Here is a 20,425-nt window from a genome sequence, read left to right as displayed (position 1 = left end):
TGCTGGAGTTTATCATTGTCGATTTAGGCTGACGGAAATTAAAGAATACGGTCTTGCTTTTTATGAATTTGCTCTTTTGCCGTCGATCCTAAATCTCCCGAAAGCTTGTTATAGCAGGGATGTTCAACAAATGAAGAAACCGACTTCAGAAAAAGAGGGGCCGTGATGAACCACTAGGGTGGCAATTCATATGCCTAATTAATAATGTAGTCCTTAATTTATTCAATTTACAGCAGATTTCCAGCTCACTATAATCTAACATAGGAGGTGACAAAAAGGGGAAAATGTGAGCGCATGCACAAATAGAAAGCGCTTACCTTTCGCAACTATGAACGCCACTTTTTTTGGAGAGAGTAGAGTAGGCGTAACTCACAATTAATCATGTAACAATCAGGTGCCGACATAGGAAGATTCAACAAAATCCACGGAAAGATAGGTGAAGCAATTGAAAACAAAGCAAGTGCTTCGTAAAAGCATGAAGTATGCTTTTGCGCTATCACTCGTCGCAAGCAGCTTTCTACCAGGTGCAGGATTTACGGATAAAATACATGCAGAATCCCATGTCGATAATCCTTACCAAGGAGCGACAAAATATGTTAACCCTGATTATGCGGCTAGTGTCGACACATCGATTGCCAAAATTACGGATGCCAATCTGAAAGCAAAAATGCAAACGGTCAAAACGTTCCCGACAGCCGTATGGCTTGATCGTATTGCTGCTATTAACGGTGGTGGGGGCAAGCTTGGCTTGGAAGCGCATTTGGACCAAGTATTGGCGCAAAAGAAAGGCAACATGCCGATTACGGCGGAATTCATTGTGTATGATCTGCCCGGACGAGATTGTCATGCCTTGGCTTCCAATGGTGAATTGCCGTTGACTCAGGCAGGTCTGGAAACGTACAAAAAGGATTATATTGACAAAATCGCTTCTATTTTTGCGAATCCCAAATATAAGGATATTCGCATCGTAGCGATCATTGAACCGGACAGTTTGCCAAATCTGGTAACCAATCTGGATACTCCCCAATGTGGACAAGCCAAATCTACAGGAATTTATGAGGCTGGCGTTAAATACACAATGAATAAGCTGAACGAGATTCCGAATGTGTACAAATACGTGGATATCGGTCACTCTGGTTGGTTAGGTTGGGATAACAACCGTACAGCAACGGTATCTCTGTTTACAACTATCTTCAAAGATACTAGCAAAGGTTTGTCCAGTGTGGATGGCTTTATCACGAATACAGCCAATACTTCACCGTTGACAGAACCGAATCTGCCTGATCCCAACCTGAATATTGGCGGGCAGCCGATCAAATCATCCAAATTCTACGAATGGAATCCTAATTTCGATGAATCGGATTTCGCTGAGTCCTTGCATAGAGATTTTGTCAATGCAGGCTGGCCAAGCTCGCTCGGCATGTTAATTGATACCGGCCGTAATGGATGGGGAGGACCTAACCGTCCGACTTCCGCAGTCGGCAATGATATTAACTCCTATGTAAACTCAGGTCGTGTGGACAAACGTTCGCACCGTGGTAACTGGTGTAATAGCAGCGGAGCAGGTATGGGAACGCCGCCACAAACGGCTCCAGCTGGCCATATCGATGCCTATGTCTGGGCGAAACCTCCGGGTGATTCCGATGGTTCCAGCTCACTCATTCCGAACGATGAGGGTAAAGGCTTTGACCGTATGTGTGATCCTACCTATACAACCAAGGATGGCACATTAACAGATGCTTTGCCGAATGCACCTATTTCAGGAGCTTGGTTCCATGATCAGTTTGTGATGCTGGTACAAAATGCGTACCCTGCAATCGTGCCTTCCACTGGTGGTGTGGACCCAGCGCCTACAGCTCCAGCTGTACCGTCTGGCTTAAAGGCCGTAGCTGGTAATGCTCAAGTGACGCTGACTTGGAGTGCGTCTACTGGTGCCGATAGCTACACGGTAAAACGTGCCACTAGCGAAGCAGGTCCTTTTACAGCCGTTGCCCCTCTTGTAACGGAAAGAGAGTACACAGATAAGGGACTGACGAACGGAACAACTTACTTCTATGTTGTAAGTGCTACGAATGCGAAAGGAACAAGTAAAGATTCTGCAACGGTAAGTGCTGAACCTAAAGGTACACCGACTGATCCAACAGAACCAGCGGGTGATCTGGTTGTAATGTACCGGGCCGGGGACACCGACCCAGCGAATAACGCAGTTAAGCCTTTCCTTAACCTGAAAAATAAAGGCACAACACCCGTGAAGCTGAGTGAGCTGAAAATCCGTTACTATTTTACGAAGGATGGCAGCCAAGAGCTGCAATCCACAGTAGACTATGCGCAAGTAGGCAATGATAACGTGCTGCGCACCATTACAGACAACTATATTGAAATTGGTTTCAGTGCTGCTGCCGGCACGCTCGCTGCTGGAGCGCAAACAGGTGATATTCAGATCCGCATGAACAATAGCGACTGGTCTAACCTGAACGAATCCAATGATTATTCCTTTGATCCAACTAAAACCTCTTATGCAGAATGGAACAAAGTAACGTTGTTCCACAATGATAAGCTGGTGTGGGGAATCGAGCCTTAGGATTCGGCTAGAACATGTGCCCCTTGAGTGATTGAAAAGTAGTAAAAGAAGGCTACGGCATAACTGTCGTAGCCTTCTTTTACGTCTTCGAATAAAGAATTTGATGACCAAGGGAATAAGCATTGAAATTGTGTATAATGAAAAAAAGAATGCTGTTTCTACTGTGGAGGGTCATCATGAGCAAAAAGTTAATCTTAGATGTAGATACGGGCATTGACGACGCGCTTGCTATTGCGTACGCGGTCCATTCGCCGGAATTGGAGCTACTCGGTATTACAACCACCTTTGGCAATATCTCGGTGGAGGAGGCAACACGTAACTCACTGATTCTGCTGGAAAAACTAGGGGTAGAGGCTCCGGTCGTGTCTGGGGCTCACAAGCCGTATGCTCGGGAGCTGTTCAAACCTTATTCTCGGCATATTCACGGTGAAGACGGTATTGGCAATCAGTTGAAAGGAGCGCCCTCCCGTCAGGCTGCGTCTGGGGATGCCGCTGATTTTATAATCGGACAGGCTCGTCGCTATGAGGGCAAACTTACCCTGGTAGCTGTGGGACCGCTGACCAATCTTGCATTTGCATTGGATCGCTGTCCCGAATTGCCCCAATTGCTTGAGCGTCTGATCATCATGGGCGGCGCGGTCACAGTGAAAGGGAATGTAACTCCAACGGCTGAAGCGAATATTTACGCCGATCCAGAAGCCGCAGCCTATGTGCTGGGAGCGGGCTTTTCGCTTACGCTCGTCGGGCTGGACGTCACGATGCAGACACTGCTTCCCCAGCAGGATGTGGACAAATGGCGTGAGCAAGGGACCGAGCTGGGCGCGTTTATGGCAGATATGACAGACTTTTATATGGAAGCCTATCGCAATTTCAGACCTGGCATTGCAGGCTGTGCTTTGCATGACCCTTTAGCCGTAGGGTTGGCTATTGACTCCAGTTTTGTGGAGACGCGTCCAATGCACATTGCCGTCGAGGTGGGCGATTCCACCGAGGTTGGTCGCACCCGTGAGATGCAAAATGAGAACGAAGCTCAAGCACTGACTACGGTTGATGTGGCACTTGAAGTCGATGCGGAGCGATTTTTGCGTCATTTTCTTAGCCGGGTGGTATAAATTAGCCGGGTGGTATAAAAAAATAATTCAAAGATTGCCGATGAATCTGCATCGGCAATCTTTTGTGCATACATGTTTAAGGGCTTTCATCTAGAGGTGGACTCACCGCTATAAAAATCCCACGTCATGGTATAATATGTGCAATTGGATAAAACTGCCAGACTACAAAGGAGGAGATTGATTGTGTTTTCTGCTGCTCGACGACTACCTTTGCTGGAACATATGTATAATCATGCCCCGACAGGAATCGTGATTTTGTCGAGGGAAGGGAAGTGCCTGTACGTCAATCCCGCCTTTTGCAAAATGGTCGGATATGAGCAGGAGGAATTACTGGATATCCGATATTACCATCTCTTGTATAAAGAGGCTCAGGATCAGCGAGGGTTGAGGGAGGCTTACGCAGGTTGGCTACAGGCTACGGATCAAGTCTATAAGACAGAGCTACGTTTGAAACATAAACGGGGAACATCCGTCTGGCTATCGCTGGAATTAACCATATTTGATGATGAGGCTACCGAGCAATCATATTTGATTGCGTATGCAATGGATATCACGGAGAAAAAGGACATGGAGCAGGTGCTCTCGGATAATGAGGATTTGTATATGCTGATTACGGAAAATACGCCGGATGTTATCTCATATAGCACGGCGGACGGCATACTCCAATATATCTCTCCTTCGGTGGAAAAACTCTTAGGCTATACGAAACAGGAGATGCTTGGGAAAAAACGATTGCAATTTTACCATGTCGAAGATGCCGATTACATGCGTGTACATGGAATGTTCAAGGAAACAGGCATCATGAAGCGGCGTGTTCGTCATAAGGACGGGCACTATTTGTGGCTAGAAGTATCGTACCGCATTATTCGGGATGAACGGGGCAGAATCAAGCGAGTTCTATCCATCGGACGAAATATCACAGAGCGCCAGAAGAGCGAGGAGAACCTGGCAAAAGCTCAACAGTTGGCGATGTTCGGCTCATGGGACTGGGATCTGGTCAACAATGTTATGCATTTTTCCAAGGAATTTCGCAGCATATTTGGCTATTGTGTCAAGCCGGTTGAAACAAGTATTGACGCGTTCATGGCGGCTGTTCATCCAGAAGATACAGAGCGCATGAAACAGATTATCACCAACGTTATATTGAAGGGAATACACGAAGAGACCTTTTACCGAATTGTATTGCCGAATGGGGAACAAAAGGTACTGCGTTCAATCTGGGAAGCTGAAATGGACGAGCATGCAGGCAAGCCCGTTCAAGTGGTGGGTATGATCCAGGATGTTACAGAGCACCGGGAAATGGAGCAGCGCCTGCGTGAAAGTGAAAACCGCTATAAGTCACTATTTCAGCATAATCCACTCGGGATATGCGCCGTGAATATGGAAGGTCATATCTTAAGTGTGAATCCGAGCTTGGAGGAGCTTACGGGTTATACGAAGGATGAGTTGCTTGGGGCTGACATACTTATCATGGCTTCCTCTGAGGAACAGGATAAAATCAAGCGTCACATGGAGCTGGCCCAGCAGGGTGAGACGCAAACCTATGAATCGGAATTTATACATAAGGAGGGGGAGCGTCTATTTATCAAGATGACGAATATCCCGATTTTCGTGCAAGAGGAAATTGTAGGCTGCTACGGGATTATAGAAAATGTTACCCCTCTCAAAAGCTACATTGCTCAAATTGAGAAGCTCAGTAATGAGCATTCGCTTATTTTGAATGCTGTATCCGAAGGAATTGTGGGTTTAAGTACCGAAGGACATGTCCGCTTTATGAACCCGGCAGCTGTCGAGATGTTCGGCGTAGGATCGGCCAAACCGCTGAATGGCGCATGCATAGACATGATCCGCCATGCTGACGAAATTGGCAGTCATTTTCCGGACGAACAGTCCTCTATTCTTCAAGCGATTCGAAGCGGAGCCTCTTATCAGGCAGAGGAAGCAGTATTTTGGAAAAAAGGCGGGTCCAGCTTTCTGGCCTCCTATCGAATCAGCCCTTTGATGGATAATGGCGAGCGAAAAGGGGCTGTGATGGTTTTTGTAGACAGGACGAATGAAAAGGAGATCATTCGGGCCAAGGAGTCTGCCGAACGCGCCGATCGGGCCAAGTCAGAGTTTCTCTCTGTGATGAGTCATGAGCTCCGTACACCGATGAACGGCATTATAGGTATGGCGGGGTTACTCGCAGATACTGAATTGGATGAGGAGCAGCGTAGCTATATAGATATTATTACCAGTAGCAGTGGTGCTTTAATGCAGATATTGAACGAGATACTGGATTTGAGCAAAATCGAAGCTGGTAAAATGTCTTTGCTGCACGAATCCTTTGTGCTAGATGACGTGGTCGGCAGTGTGGCTGACCTATTCATGACGCAGGCTATGGAAAAAGGCATTGAGCTGGAATGGCATGTGGATCAGGAAATGCCGGGGATGCTGGTCGGTGATCATGTGCGTATCCGGCAGGTGCTGGTGAATTTGGTGAGCAATGCGATCAAATTTACGGAGCGAGGGCGTGTAAATATCTTTGTGGAGAGAAAGGCTTACAGCCGTCGTAAAAATAGATGCCTGATTGAGTTCAGTGTTACTGATACTGGAATCGGTATTCCAGCAGACCGCCAACATCTATTGTTTCAGCCTTTTTCCCAGCTTCATCCGGCATTGAACCGGAAATATGGAGGGACAGGCCTAGGCTTGTCCATCTGCAAAAACCTGGTCAAGCTAATGGGAGGTTCCATTGGTGTGGATAGCGACGAGGCCAAAGGAGCAACATTCCGGTTCCAGCTGGATCTTAAACTGCCGGAAGGGCAAACGCTTGCCAATATATGCCGTGATCAGCCTTATGATTCAAAGGAAGGCTAAAAAGACATAGCCGTGATGCAGGATGCATCACGGCTATTTTTGTAAGAAATGTTCAAAGAAAAGATTGACAAACTGTTCTAACTGTACTATTAATAATAGTACAGTTAGAACAGTTGAACATGTATAAATGAATTTGAGCCAGTGTTGAAAGGAGGAAGTCCATGTGTTCGAGCTGGATATCCGCAGCCGTAAGCCGATCTACGAACAGCTTATGGAGAAGGTCAAGGAAATGATCATGTACGGATCGCTTCAGCCGGATGAGCAATTGCCTTCTGTACGGGCATTGTCCGCTCAACTTACGGTGAATCCGAATACGATTCAGAAGGCGTATCGCGAGCTGGAACGCGAAGGATATATCTATTCCGTTCAGGGCAAAGGCAGCTTTGTCACGCCTACCCAGCAGCAGCCGCAACAAATGAAGCGGGATGAGATTCGGGTGGCATTGTTAAAACAGATGATCGAAGCTGTCCATTTCGGTTTTACACAGCAGGAAGTGGACGACATATACGTGGAAGCTATGCAAACAAAGGAAAGGGGGATGTCCCTTGATTGAATTAAGGGAAGTCACAAAGACATTTACAGAAGAAAAGGCTGTCGATCAGCTTGCCCTTACGGTAAAGAAGGGCTCCATTTTTGGGCTGCTGGGCTCGAACGGGGCAGGGAAAACGACCTTGCTCAAAATCATTGCCGGAATTTACCGACCGGATACTGGCAAGGTGCTAATCGGTGGTCAGCCAGTGTATGAGCAGCCTGAAGTCAAGCAGCACATTCTGTTTTTACCGGATACCCCTTATTTTTTCCCGCAAGCGACAATTCGTCAGATGGCCCGGTTTTACCGCTCCATTTATCCAAGTTGGAGTGAGGAACGCTACACACAGCTTACGGATATTTTCAAGCTGGACCCGAAGCGCAAACTTCACCGTTTTTCCAAAGGGATGAAGCGCCAAGCCGCTTTTTTGCTTGCCTTGAGCTGCATGCCTGAGCTGCTGGTTTTGGATGAACCCATTGATGGTCTGGACCCAGTGATGCGTAGAATGATCAAAAATCTCTTGTTCCAAGAAACCGCTGCACGTGAGATGACCGTCGTGATCTCATCTCATAATTTGCGTGAGATTGAAGACATGTGTGATCATGTCGGCATTATGCACCAAGGTCGGATGCTATTGGAAAAAGAGGTCGATGACCTCAAATCCGATACGCATAAGGTGCAGGTTGCTTTTCGGGACAGCATGCATGAGGAAGCTGTCTGTAGCCAACTTTCGGTCGTACATAAGGAGCGAAGGGGCAGTGTTCTGCTGCTCATTATCCGGGGGGAACGAGAGCGGATTGCAGAGACGATTGAGGCGTATGAGCCGCATGTGTTTGATTTGCTGCCGTTGACGCTTGAAGAAATTTTCATTTATGAAATGGAGGACGCAGGTTATGACATCCAACCGATTCTTCTGTAGCGGCGGCGTAATTCGCCAATGCCTGAGACAGCATGGCTGGATCGGTCTATTGTACTTGGCGGGGTTATTGTTTACGGTGCCACTGCCACTATTTATGAGTACTGGAAACGAGCGAGTGCCCACGGTTTTGAGAAGCTTGTTCGATAGTACAATCCCAGGAAATGAATTGCAAAATATTATTTTCTTGACTGTGCCTGTGCTGGCGGGCGTGATGTTGCTTCGTTTTATTCAGCGGAAGGGTTCATCAGATTTATACCATAGTCTTCCTTTACGCAGAGAGCATCTGTTATCGGCACATTTAATTAGCGGCCTTATCCTTTTACTCGTACCTATTTGGCTGACCGCGGGAGTAACTGCCCTGCTAAATACGTCGGTTGAACTATCTTATATTTTTTATATCAATGATATTGGATCGTGGGCTTTGGTCGTATCCGTCCTTACGATTTTCCTGTTTACCTTTACCGTGTTTGTAGGTATCTGTGTAGGACAATCGCTGTTGCAAGCTGTTGTAGTGTATGTTTTGCTGTTGTTGCCCTTTTTCTTGTACTCCATGATAAGTCGTTTTCTGGGGCACAATCTATATGGTTACTCTCAGATTTTGGGAACCATTGTTCAGAACGGTAATGGCGTGGGGTTGCGTAGCAGCAATAATATTTGGTATAGTTTATCGCCGTTCGTCCGCATTATGGATTTGTCGAGTAGCGTATTTTCATATGTGGAGCTGCTTATTTATATGGGTGTTTCCTTGCTGTTTGTGATTTTAGGCTATGTGTTATATCGCAAGCGGCTGGTAGAAAAGGCAACACAGGCTATGGCCTTTACTTTCTTTCAGCCCTTTTTTAAGGCAGGGGTCATGTTATGTGCCATGTTGCTGATAGGAGAATATTTTTATAGCACAGGAGGCCAGGGGAGAGATTGGTCAATTTTCGGGTATGTGCTTGGAGCTATTTTAGGTTATATTGCTGTGGAGATGGTCATCCGCAAGACATGGCAAATTGTACGTATTCGCGCTTTGCTGGAGCTGGTTGCATATGGGGCAGTTTTGGGTCTGGCAATGTACATCCCCACGTCTAGTTGGATAGGCTACGAGGAACGGATTCCAACCGCTCATTCAGTCGAGCAAGTCTATGCTGGGCAAAATTTGTATCTGGACGGGGGAGCGACACAGAAAAATCTCTATTTTTCGCAAGATAAAGTTTTTATTGCTGCTGTGCTGAATTTACAGCGTGAGCTTGTAAGTGCACACTCAGTTGGAGAGTCGGCTGGGTCCAATAAAGAACCGCAACAAATGATATCCATTGCCTATCGTTTGGACGATGGTACCATTATGACTCGTAGCTATACATTTCCAGAGCAGCCTTTCCGGGCAGCGCTGGCGAATGTGATGCTGTCTGAGCCTTACAAAACAGTAAGCTACTCACTTGATAAGCTGTATGGTAAAGCGGAGACGATCAGCATTCAATCGGCAGATGATAATGAACGGCGAGTTGTTCTGACTGATCCGGAAGATATTCGTGAATTTGAAGCTGTATTGAAAGAAGAAGTTTTGGGCATGAGCTATAGTGAAATGCAGGCAGGTTCTTACGCGTTGGGGAATATTAATATTGTGAACAAACCTTCATCTATTTTGTCAGAAGAACCAGAGTGGACTCGCACTGTCTCCTTTAATTGGCGTATATCCTTCCACAAGCTGAATGCTTGGCTGGAACGCAAAGGATACGCCGACAAGGTGATTGTCACGTCGAAAGACATTATATCGATTCGAGCTATTCCAATGGTTTCTCAAGAGAAGAAGTCGTATCAGCCCGGTAAGTATATTGAACCAGCGAATTTGTTCAGAATATTGCAGCAGAAGTATAAAGTCACCACAATTGAAGATCCAAAACTTTGGAATACTGTGCTGGATAACCGAAATGACTACAGCTATGATCCACAAGTAGAGAAAGGCACTTATCTGTTCCAAGTTAAAATCAAGTCCATCAGCGGTTCCGGCTTTCATACGATTTATTACTTATTAACCTCAAAAGACATCACACCGGAGCTTGCGAAGGCATTACCGACAGCTCCTTAAGTGGGACAGCATCTGGTTTGGATGGCATATGGACGGAGGTAGATGAACATGGGATGGTTGGGACACGACATATAACAACCTGATCGACGGGCAAGAGCTCCTCCACATTAGAGATGACATAAAATAGATGCACAGAGAGATAGAACGTAGAACATACAGAGAGAAGAGTTCAATAACGTACAGCTCAATGGTGGAGGAGCAAAAATAATATGAAATATACAGAAGATCGTGAATTTCTACAGTTCTTGGAGACTTATAAGCAGTCATTTTCCGGATGGGATTTTTCATTCATCTCGGATACGGGACGTGTGGCGAGCGAGCCCTTGGAATGGTCTTATGTCAGCAAGGCTATGAAGTTTATTCATTCATCCAAGGCGATGCTGGATATGGGAACAGGCGGGGGAGAGCTATTATCTCGGCTACGCCCTTTTCCAGAGATCGTATGTGCGACAGAAGCGTATGCACCGAATGTTCCTATCGCCAAGGAAAGATTGGAGCCGCTGGGTGTGCGCGTTATGACTATACAGGATGGCGATTCCCTTCCGTTTGGCGATGCCGGGTTCGACCTCGTGCTGAATAAGCATGAGTCATTTTCGCCAACGGAGGTACGGCGTATTTTGCGACCAGGTGGGACGTTTTTGACTCAACAGGTAGGGGGCCTAGATTGTGCGGGCATCAACGACCGTTTGGGAGCACCTGATTACGAGTATGCGGACTGGACCCTTTCTCAAGCACTTGCAGGTTTGAAAAGCAATGGCTTCGAAATTTTAGAGCAGCAGGAACAGTTTCCGATACAGCGCTTTTACGATATTGGAGCGATTGTCTATTACTTAAAAGCAATCGAATGGCAGATTACAGACTTTCAGCCGGAGAAATATATAGAACAGCTATATGGTCTGTATTTAGATATTAAACGTGATGGCTATTGGGACGTGAAGCAGCACCGTTTTTTGATCCATGCCAGAGCAATATAAAGAAGATTCGATGACAAAAAGGCCTTTCCCGTGGGGGAGGCCTTTTTTGCCATACGCAGCTTGAGTAATTCATCGCTGGGAAGATCGGATAAGGCTTTTTTTTCCTCCTCTCGTATACTAATCTTTACCATAATTGTACAATGAAGAAGCAATGGCTTCTGTCTCATTTCATTCAATTAGTTATAGGGGGATGTACATGTCTGATCCAAAGGGAGTTATAACCAAGCCGGAAAAGGATGAGTCTGTTCGGACAGCATGGTTTTGGCCATGGTTGGGCGGTACGTTTATGTTTGGATTGTTTTCAGTCATGTTTAATGTAGTTTGGAGTATGGTTGTGGCACCCCAAGTGCAGCTTCTACTGAGGCATGAAGGTGTAACGGATACAACTGTGATTGTAATACTGCTTCTATATGCATGGATTATCGGTCTCATCTTTGCAGCTTATGGTGCCTTGAGTGCGCGTATGTCCAGCATGGGCAAGCTTTCGCTGATGCTGACCGGGCTATTATCATTATTATGTGGGCTGTGGTTGTGGATTGTAGGAATACAAGGGTCTGGTGGTCAACCTGCTGAAGTGTCGGGAGGGGCGTGGGGGCTCTTTTCATTCTATCATGCTTGGGCGGAGCCTGTGTTAGAGGTATTGGGTCCATATACACAGCATGGCGAAATCTGGTTTCTACTGGCTGCACTGCTGCCGATAGTTGGCATGGTAGTAGGAGTTGGGGTGAATCGTTATCCAGCGCTAATCGACAAGAATGGTAAGGTGGATCATAGATGGCAATGGATTGTTGCTGCGATATCTGCTGCGCTCGTCATTGTGCTGACGATTACACTGATGCTTCCTCAACGCCCATACATTGCAGAGAGAGATTTTCCGGTAGTTGACGGGGCTACAGCGGCCATTCCGTTTGCGCAGGATATGCTGCATGAACTGACCGGAATGAGCAAGGCGCGAGCAGCGCACGAACTGAGATTCAACACGACCCATCAGGCATATGTCAATTTGATCGAAAAGAAGGCGGATCTGATTCTGGTGGCTGGTCCTTCCGATGAGGAACTGCGGCTGGCGAAAAGTCGGGGAATACAAATGAAGCTCACACCCATTGGGTGGGATGCGTTTATTTTCCTCGTACATCAAGACAATCCGGTTAGAGGACTTTCTTCGGAGCAGGTTCGCCGTATATATGAAGGGGCTATCCGTAATTGGAATGAAGTAGGGGGCAAGGATCAGCCGATCATTGCTTATCAGCGAGAAGAAAATTCAGGCAGTCAGACATATATGCAAAAGAAAGTGATGGCAGGCCATGAAATGGCTGACCCGCCACGTGAACTACAAATTGGCATTATGGGTGGTATGATTAATGCAGTCGCAGATTTTAACAAGGATCACAACGCGCTCGGATATTCATTTTATTATTTTGCAAATGTGATGCATAATCGTCAAGAGGTCAAATTTTTGTCTATTGATGGAGTGAAGCCGAACAAAGAGCACATCCTCTCGAAGCAATATCCATTCACAGCTCAACTGTTTGTAGTCACACGGGAAGGCGAGGAACCAAGCCCTTCGATGCAACGATTACTCGAATGGCTGCAAAGTGAAGAAGGAACTCGGGCCATCGAAAAAGGCGGCTTTGTTCCTGTAAACTCGTAATCCTGTAACGTTGGTTTGCATTCAGTCCATTCCGTATATTCACCTTAAGAGTGAAACGAAGACAGCAGGGTAATACATAGAATATACATGGCTGTGAATACAATACCCGCACAGCCATGTATATCACCAACATAAGGGGATGAACGAAAATGAAGAAAAAAACATCGGTCTGGGTGCTTTTACTCGCCGTAGCCATAGTGACAGCGGGGTGTGAAACAGGCTCACAAACAAGTTCGCAAACAGGACAAACGGCTCAAAATGAGCAAAAGGGTGCCGTCTCGGCACAAGCGAATGGTTCGGGAGCGACTGTAGATACACCGAAAACAGGAGGACAAGCAACCACAGACACTACTATAGCGAAAGTCCGCATGGACAATATTACCGCGTTGCGTTTGATCGACGGCCAATCCGGCTGGATCGGCGGAAATGGCTGGATTGCCCGAACGGACGCGTCTGCATCCGGTTCAGTCGGATCGACGTGGAATGTGCAATATCAGGGCCAAGGTACGGTTCAGCAGATTTTTGCCTTGAACGGGCAGCAAGGCTGGACTGTTATGGCAGACAGCGGATCGCTGCTGGCCACTCGCGATGGCGGCAAACGCTGGGAGGTTGTTGGGACTGTACCTGAGCAAGGGCAAACGGGCTTTTTACACTTTGTATCATCCAAGGAAGGGTTCAGTGGCAACCAATATACGAAGGATGGCGGGCAAAGCTGGTCTTCGCTCCCCGTGCCTGGCCACATGGTAGGACAGCCATATTACCATGATCGGCAAAACGGCTGGGCGGTTACGCAGGACACAGACCGTTCATTCCAGATTTTACATACCGTTAACGGGGGCCAAAAGTGGACTACTGTCATGTCACGGACAACGGAGGCGCCTCTAAATGGAGCCATTATTCGTTCGGTAGAACGTGGCAACGCGTGGATCGAGCTGGTTGGAGATACGGGGATGAATCAGACGTCGTATTCGCTTTGGCATACTGCCGATAGTGGACAAAGCTGGCGTCCTGTACTGGCGAATGCCACCGCTGGCGGTGGCCCGGCACCAGGTATTAGCCAGCAAGACAATCAGGTTCCTAAAAATGAAGGGGCGGCACCAGGTATGCTCTATGCGGTTAATAGCATTACCGCATGGATGGGCGGTTATTGCGCACCGTGCGACAAGCCCAATACGATTGGCTGGACGACTGACGGCGGCAAGACGTGGAACAATGGAAAGCAAGGCTTTGACGGTTATGGCGGTCAGCAAATCGGGATGGCAAATGCCAAAGAAGGCTGGGCTATTTTTTCGGACTCAGAGCAGGCCCCAGTTATGTACACTACCTCGGATGGTGGACAGCATTGGACGCAGAGCCATGTCTTTGATAAGCCTGTGACACCAGGCTCCTAAGGAGGGAATGCATATGAGCCAACATAAGAAAAGTGTGATCACATGGACGGACGGTCGTGAAGTACCGCTCATCGGGCAGGGCACGTGGAATATGGGCGAAAAAGCCTCACTTCGGCAGGAGGAGGTGCGTGCGCTTCAACTTGGCTTCGAGCTGGGCATGTTGCTGGTGGACACGGCTGAAATGTATGCGGAGGGCGGCGCAGAAGAGATCGTCGGAGAGGCCATTCAGGGGCGCCGGGACGATGTCTATCTTGTCAGCAAGGCTTACCCTCATCATGCGGACCGCCAAGGACTGGCTCAAGCGTGCGAAGCGAGCTTAACCCGCATGGGAACGGATTACATGGATATGTATTTGTTGCATTGGCGAGGGAATATTCCACTGGAAGAGACAATAGAAGGTATGGAACAACTGCGTGAGCAGGGCAAAATCCGCAGCTGGGGAGTGTCCAACCTGGACAAGTCCGACATGGAGGAGCTATGGAACCTGAGTGGAGGCGAAGCCTGCGCTGTCAATCAAGTGCTGTATCACGCGGCTTCGCGGGGCATCGAATATGATCTGCTACCTTGGAGCCGTGCGAATGGAGTGCCTGTGATGGCCTATTGCCCGATTGCCCAAGGTGGTCGCCTGCGACGGGGCCTGCTGGAGCATCCTGTTATGGTAGACATTGCTGCCAGCCACGGGGTAACTCCATCGCAAATTGCGCTTGCGTGGGTCATACGAGACGGTGATGTCTGGGCCATTCCGAAGGCGGTACAGGAATCGCATGTACGAGAAAATGCAGCGGCAGCAAGTATTCGGCTCACCCCTGAACAACTTCAACAAATAGACGAAGCTTTTCCTCCGCCGATGCGGAAGCAGCCGCTGGATATGGTTTGAGGAAGGAGGAGCCCATGACAGAGCGAGAGACAGAACTGCATGAGGTAGATGATCATCTGGATTATGGATTATCCGTTGTATTCATCGGCTTTAATCCCAGCCTGAAATCAGGCGAGGTAGGACATCATTATGCGAATCCGCGCAACCGCTTTTGGCGCATACTTGAGGGAGCAGGCTTGACACCTCGCTTGTACAATCCATCGGAAGATCGGGAGCTGCTGAAGCTGGGCTTTGGTTTTACGAACATTGTTTCCCGTCCCACGAGGGGAATGGAGGACATTGCACGCGAGGAATACGCCGAAGGACGTCTGAAGCTATACGAGAAGCTAAAGGAATACCGCCCGAAGGTTGCTTGCTTTGTCGGCAAAGGCGTGTACACCGAATACAGTAAAAGATCCAAAGTAGATTGGGGATTTCAGCCTGAACCGCTAATTCCTGAGATGCATGAATTTGTGGCACCTTCGTCTAGCGGACTGGTGCGCATGTCGCTGGAAGAAATCACAGATATTTATCGCCGTCTTCAAACGTTCCTTTCGTCAGAAATATCTGAAATGCAGTAAGTACGGTGAATATAGCTAGTACAAAAAGAACCACACGCTTCGGTCCCTGCTGGGAAGAGCGTGTGGTTCTTTGAGCTGTTTCTATTGTAAGGCTTTCGCCTGCCATGCCTGTTCCACGGGAACATAGGGATATCCCAGATCACGTGCGACCGCTTCGTAGGTAATATGTCCATTCAGGACATTGGTGCCACTAAGCAGTGGTTTGCTTCTGCGAAGCGCCTCCTGCACACCCAAATCTGCGAGCTGGAGAGCAAAGGGGAGTGTCGCGTTCGTCAGGGCCAGCGTCGAGGTTTGCGGTACCGCGCCCGGCATGTTTGCTACCGCATAGTGAATGACGCCATGCTTCACATAGGTAGGCTGGTCGTGTGTCGTAATGTGGTCAATCGTCTCGACAATGCCGCCTTGGTCGATGGCGACATCCACAATCACAGAACCGGGCTGCATCGTCTGTACCATGGCTTCCGTTACGAGCCGCGGAGCTTTGGCACCAGTGATTAGGACAGCGCCGATCAGCAAATCACTTTGCGCCACGGCTTCAGCAATGTTGGACGGGGTGGACACTAGCGTATGGAGCTGATTGCCAAAAATATCATCCAGTTGGCGCAGTCTTGGCAGGCTTAGGTCGATTAGTGTCACATCTGCCCCGAGACCGATGGCGACCTTGGCAGCATTGGTACCGACCACCCCTCCGCCAATAATGGTCACTTTACCGCGTTTGACCCCCGGCACACCTGCCAGCAGGATGCCTTTGCCACCCTTTGGTTTTTCCAGCAGTTGTGCTCCAATTTGTACAGCCATTCGACCGGCAACCTCACTCATCGGAGTAAGCAGCGGGAGGCTGCCCTCAACATCTAGTGTCTCATAGGAAATAGCGGCTACACCGTTGTCTGTTAAAGCGCGGGCCAGTGCTGGCTCGGCGGCCAAATGCAGATAGGTGAATAAAATCAATCCTGGTCGGAAATATCCGTATTCAGAGGAGAGCGGCTCTTTTACCTTGATGATCAGATCCGCCTGGGACCACACGTCCGCAGCTTGCTGCACAAGAGTCGCACCCGCAGTGGCATAATCTCCATCCGTAAAGCCGCTTTCAACACCTGCGTGGCTTTCCACAAACACATGATGTCCGTGTTGGATCATTTGAGCTGCACCTGCGGGCGTTAGAGCGACACGATTCTCATTGTTTTTAATCTCTTTCGGAACCCCAATTTTCATTTCATTCACCTCTCCTAAAAATAATGGTTAAGAAAATTTCACTATCATTTTTATGCAGCCTGCTGATTAGTTACATGGACTCAAGCCGATAAATGCAATTCATGTTAGATTAGGTACAGTTTACAAGGGGTGAAGCTCCTTGACATCATACATTTTGTTGGATTATCTGACTTAAAGGCTCGACTTTTTGATGAATATATGTCATGTAAAATGACATAAAGACATATACATAAGGAGAATGCCGATGAACGGTAAAAAAACATTTACCATTGCGGATGTGCTGGAACGTCCCGTTTTCCGGCGGGCGAAGCTGGCGGCGGGGGAACAGGGCGTACATCGCCGTGTGGGTTGGGTCCATGTGCTAGAAATCACAAATGTCTCTCCGTTTGTGAGCCGTCATGACTTGATTTTGACGACCGGCCTGTGGCTTACCCGGAAGGGGGAAGAGCGCGCCGAGTATATGGAGCAACTGATCCGCTCGGAAGCTGCGGGATTGTGTGTGGAGCTGGGCACGAGCATTCATGAAATCCCTTCTGAAATTCTGGAGTTGGCGGAACGACATCACTTCCCGGTCATCGTATTTGAGCAGCCAGTACGTTTTGTTGAAATTACACAAGATATTCATTCCCTACTTATTAACCGACATCATGAACTCCTAAAAGATCTGGAACGATTTTCACGTCAACTTCAGCAGGAAACCCTGCGCAGTACTGATATGAGCGCCCTCTTGCGTGTGCTCCATGACTATGCAGCCCGGCAGGTCATCTACATGTCTTCCATTGATACCAATCGATTCGTACCTTCCGTCCAGCCGGATCTAGCGGACCGTATTGCAGATTTTTATGCCCATGAAGTGGAATCTAGTATGACCGCCGATCGGGAGGGGCATCTGCTGTTTCACCTGAATGAATCCACTGCCGTGTTGTTCCAGCCCGTTGTATGCTTCGGTCAGGTGTTTTCCGCAGTAGGTTTGGTGCTGCATGGTGAAATGCCGACAGAAGAAATGTCGCTGCTGCTCGATTACACGGCCAAGGCAGCCGCTACATTGGTGCTGAGAACACAGTTTCTTGAAGACCGATTGCTGCGTAATCAAAATGAATTGATTCAGGATGTGCTGAGCGGGCAGCTTCCCAGTGAAGAACAGGCCCAGACCCGAATGGGCCTGCGATTGTTATCGAAGGGACAGTATTTATTTTGGGCAGGGGTCATTGAGGTGGAACATCAGGACAAAGATGCCAGTCAGGTACGCAAGGAGTCCATCAATCAGGATGTGCTAGTGCTACTTCGTTCATTGTTGAAAAAAGAAACGTTGCACAATCTGTTGATGATGAAGGGGAGTCAGTGTTACATCCTTTGTGCCAAGGAGGAATTAACACTACGTTCCGCAGCGCAAATGAAAAAAGTGCTTGCCCATACAGTTCAATATATTCAGAACTATGCCGCAGGACAGCTTGATAAGGTGCGCATTCATGCAGGCTTTGGTAAGGTAAGGCATCGCATGACGGGGACGGATCGCAGTTTTGAAGAGGCATATGAGGTCATTGAAGTGGCACGAAGCGTCCCAGTCATGAAGGATCGGTTATTTTACGACAGCATCGGAATCTATCAGTTGTTGAAGGCGGTGCCCCGCATTCCTTTTCTACAAGAGTTCGTAGAGGACCATTTGGGTGGGCTGATTGCGCATGATCGTGAGCACCATATGCAGCTTTTGGATACACTGGATGCCTACTTTAAATCCCATGGTTCCAAGCGTGATACCGCCGGAATTTTGTACATTCACAGACAGACCCTTTATAATCGGCTGGATAAAATTAATGAAATCATAGAGGGAAATCTGGCAGACCCTGACAAACGTCGTTGCCTGGAAATGGCACTACTGGCTTACCGGATGCTTCAGGCTGAAAATTGATTCTAAATAACTAGTTCTATTTTCCATTCTACTCATTTACAATGCGTGTTAACACTGAGATAATAGAAGAGATTACGGAAATATCTTGAAAGGGGATTAATATGAATATAAAAAAATGGATCGCCGTCCCTCTTATTCTGTTAATGGTAGCTTTGACAGGTTGCCAGGCAGTAGGTGGATTTGATGTAAGTAAAAATTTATTGGGAACACTTGATGTGAAATCCCAGCAGACAACGGAGAAAATCTCTCTTAAATTGACTCCAAAAGAAGGAATCACGCAAGGAGATAAGGAAATCGTAGATTTGATTAATTCGATTTCCGTCACTGTGGATGAAGCCAAAGTACAATCGGAGGAACTTGCTTCTGCCAAAGGTACATTGCACATCGATAAGTATAATTTGCCGTTTGAACTTGCTTTAGACCGCCAAGGTTTGGCTATTCAACTGGAAGGTGCCAAAAAACCTTATTACATATCTTTGAACTCGCAAGAGAGTTTGAGCGGTCTGCCTGCTGGATTTGATCCATATGTATATTCCAAAGACGTGAGAGAACTGACGAAAACAGCCGCTGCACTTATGCTCAAGCATGCGCCTAACCCTTCTACCATTTCTGCAACGTCTGTAACCGAGGAAGTATACGGTGAAAAGGACAAAGTGAAACTGACCCATCTGCATGCTGAACTTCGTGGTGATGAGCTGGTAACATTGGTAAAACCGTTCCTGGCGAATCTGGCGAAGGACGAAGCAGGCTTGAAAGAGCTGATCGGGCAAGCCATTGATATGACTAAAACGATTGCTTCCGGCATGAATATTGAAGGTAGTGATAAAGTAACAACGGAACTGAGTGCTAACAAAGAAAAAATGGTCAATGAGGCTTATACCGAAGTTAAAAAGTATTTGGATCTGGCCGTTGATCAGTATGATGTAGGCGTTAGCACCATGTATGCACAGTCCCCTGAAATCAAAACGGTTCTGAGTGCTAACACGGTTCTGAAAAGCGACATGTATTTTGATGAAAAAGGAAATGTTCGCAAAGCGGCGACAGACCTGACGGTTGCTTTGCCAGATGTGGACGGTCTTCCGGTGAAGTCCTTCACAATTCTGACCGAAACTCAATCTTGGAACGTCAATGGTGGTGTGACGGCTGATAAAGTGGATATTTCTAACGGTGTTATTGACTTGAATAAACAAGCTGAATTAACTCCGGGAGCAACGCTGCGCAATTTTGAAGCGAATTCTCCGATCTACAACATTTTAAAAAATGATTTGGAAATTACAAAAGTAGAAACAACTTTCGATCCTAAAGACGATTACTACGTCTTGGAGAATCGTGGTGGTACTGCCTTTATTCCATTGCGTGAACTGACGAGCGAACTGAACTCCGAGTTAAAATGGGATGCAGCTGCCAAACAGACTACTGTAATTGATGATATTACAGGTAAGACGATTAAGCTGAAAAGTGGCTCCAAACAGGCTGTACTGGAAGGAAGCACATTGACGCTGCCACAAGCTCCATATACGGATGAATATGGTACATTGTATGTTCCTTTCAAATCAGTTGCCGAGGCGCTTGGCGCCACAGTAACTCGTAATAATGATGGGGAATATGTACTGAAACGCGACTAAAAAGAAATTCAAGGAACCGGCCCAATTAGGGGCTGGTTCTTTTTTTGTTATATTGTTAAAATGCTCAGTAAAGCGATTAAAATAAGCGCTTACAAATTTTAAAAGTGCCATACTTTCATACAGGGAAAATTGAGATAATGATAGTATCATTCCAG

The 20,425-nt window shown here is 47.4% G+C and carries 14 protein-coding genes; 13 read left to right on the top strand and 1 reads right to left on the bottom strand.

What is annotated here, in order from left to right; translation table 11 throughout:
• Positions 1-436: 436 nt before the first annotated feature.
• The 11 genes from JOD82_RS23770 (at position 437) to JOD82_RS23720 (ending at position 15,524) form a co-directional block, all read left to right on the top strand.
• Positions 437-2,581 carry a glycoside hydrolase family 6 protein gene (locus JOD82_RS23770; RefSeq protein WP_209950044.1) on the top strand — a complete coding sequence of 715 codons (2,145 nt, stop codon included), beginning with the start codon at positions 437-439 and terminating at the stop codon, positions 2,579-2,581.
• Between the two features lie 176 nt (positions 2,582-2,757).
• The gene (locus JOD82_RS23765; protein ID WP_069010349.1) at positions 2,758-3,693 is read left to right on the top strand and encodes a nucleoside hydrolase; all 936 of its coding nucleotides are present in this window, start codon (positions 2,758-2,760) and stop codon (positions 3,691-3,693) included.
• Between the two features lie 183 nt (positions 3,694-3,876).
• Positions 3,877-6,552 (top strand): PAS domain S-box protein, encoded by a 2,676-nt coding sequence (locus tag JOD82_RS23760; protein WP_209950043.1) that lies wholly within the window; start codon positions 3,877-3,879, stop codon positions 6,550-6,552.
• 163 nt (positions 6,553-6,715) lie between these two features.
• Positions 6,716-7,105 carry a GntR family transcriptional regulator gene (locus JOD82_RS23755; RefSeq protein WP_029516087.1) on the top strand — a complete coding sequence of 130 codons (390 nt, stop codon included), beginning with the start codon at positions 6,716-6,718 and terminating at the stop codon, positions 7,103-7,105.
• Positions 7,098-8,000 (top strand): ABC transporter ATP-binding protein, encoded by a 903-nt coding sequence (locus JOD82_RS23750; RefSeq protein WP_029516088.1) that lies wholly within the window; start codon positions 7,098-7,100, stop codon positions 7,998-8,000. The genes JOD82_RS23755 and JOD82_RS23750 overlap by 8 nt, the downstream gene beginning before the upstream one ends.
• Positions 7,975-10,071, top strand: a complete 2,097-nt coding sequence (locus JOD82_RS23745; protein ID WP_069010352.1) for a multidrug ABC transporter permease — start codon at positions 7,975-7,977, stop codon at positions 10,069-10,071. The genes JOD82_RS23750 and JOD82_RS23745 overlap by 26 nt, the downstream gene beginning before the upstream one ends.
• A gap of 209 nt (positions 10,072-10,280) precedes the next feature.
• Complete coding sequence (locus tag JOD82_RS23740) at positions 10,281-11,045, top strand: class I SAM-dependent methyltransferase (RefSeq protein ID WP_069010353.1); 765 nt, start codon at positions 10,281-10,283, stop codon at positions 11,043-11,045.
• A 196-nt stretch (positions 11,046-11,241) separates the two neighbouring features.
• Positions 11,242-12,696: a PstS family phosphate ABC transporter substrate-binding protein gene (locus tag JOD82_RS23735; protein WP_209950042.1), complete on the top strand. Its 1,455-nt coding sequence runs from the start codon at positions 11,242-11,244 to the stop codon at positions 12,694-12,696.
• 149 nt (positions 12,697-12,845) lie between these two features.
• Entirely contained in the window at positions 12,846-14,087 is a 1,242-nt protein-coding gene (locus tag JOD82_RS23730) for a WD40/YVTN/BNR-like repeat-containing protein (RefSeq protein ID WP_069010355.1), read from the top strand.
• 13 nt (positions 14,088-14,100) lie between these two features.
• Positions 14,101-14,964, top strand: a complete 864-nt coding sequence (locus JOD82_RS23725) for an aldo/keto reductase (RefSeq protein ID WP_069010356.1) — start codon at positions 14,101-14,103, stop codon at positions 14,962-14,964.
• A 14-nt stretch (positions 14,965-14,978) separates the two neighbouring features.
• Entirely contained in the window at positions 14,979-15,524 is a 546-nt protein-coding gene (locus JOD82_RS23720) for a mismatch-specific DNA-glycosylase (protein ID WP_029516095.1), read from the top strand.
• A gap of 81 nt (positions 15,525-15,605) precedes the next feature.
• On the opposite strand, the gene ald is transcribed toward JOD82_RS23720, so the two are convergent.
• Complete coding sequence (gene ald / locus JOD82_RS23715; RefSeq protein WP_069010357.1) at positions 15,606-16,736, bottom strand: alanine dehydrogenase; 1,131 nt, start codon at positions 16,734-16,736, stop codon at positions 15,606-15,608.
• A gap of 244 nt (positions 16,737-16,980) precedes the next feature.
• Between ald and JOD82_RS23710 the strand changes: the two genes are divergently transcribed.
• Both JOD82_RS23710 and JOD82_RS23705 read left to right on the top strand, forming a co-directional pair.
• Complete coding sequence (locus JOD82_RS23710) at positions 16,981-18,645, top strand: PucR family transcriptional regulator (protein ID WP_069010358.1); 1,665 nt, start codon at positions 16,981-16,983, stop codon at positions 18,643-18,645.
• Positions 18,646-18,746: 101 nt separating this feature from the next.
• On the top strand, positions 18,747-20,270 hold the full coding sequence (locus JOD82_RS23705; RefSeq protein ID WP_209950041.1) for a copper amine oxidase N-terminal domain-containing protein: 1,524 nt from the start codon (positions 18,747-18,749) through the stop codon (positions 20,268-20,270).
• Positions 20,271-20,425 lie beyond the last annotated feature (155 nt).

The sequence above is a fragment of the Paenibacillus sp. 1182 genome, assembly GCF_017833915.1.
Lineage (GTDB): Bacteria > Bacillota > Bacilli > Paenibacillales > Paenibacillaceae > Paenibacillus > Paenibacillus polymyxa_D.
This window is presented reverse-complemented; position numbering and strand designations above follow the sequence as displayed.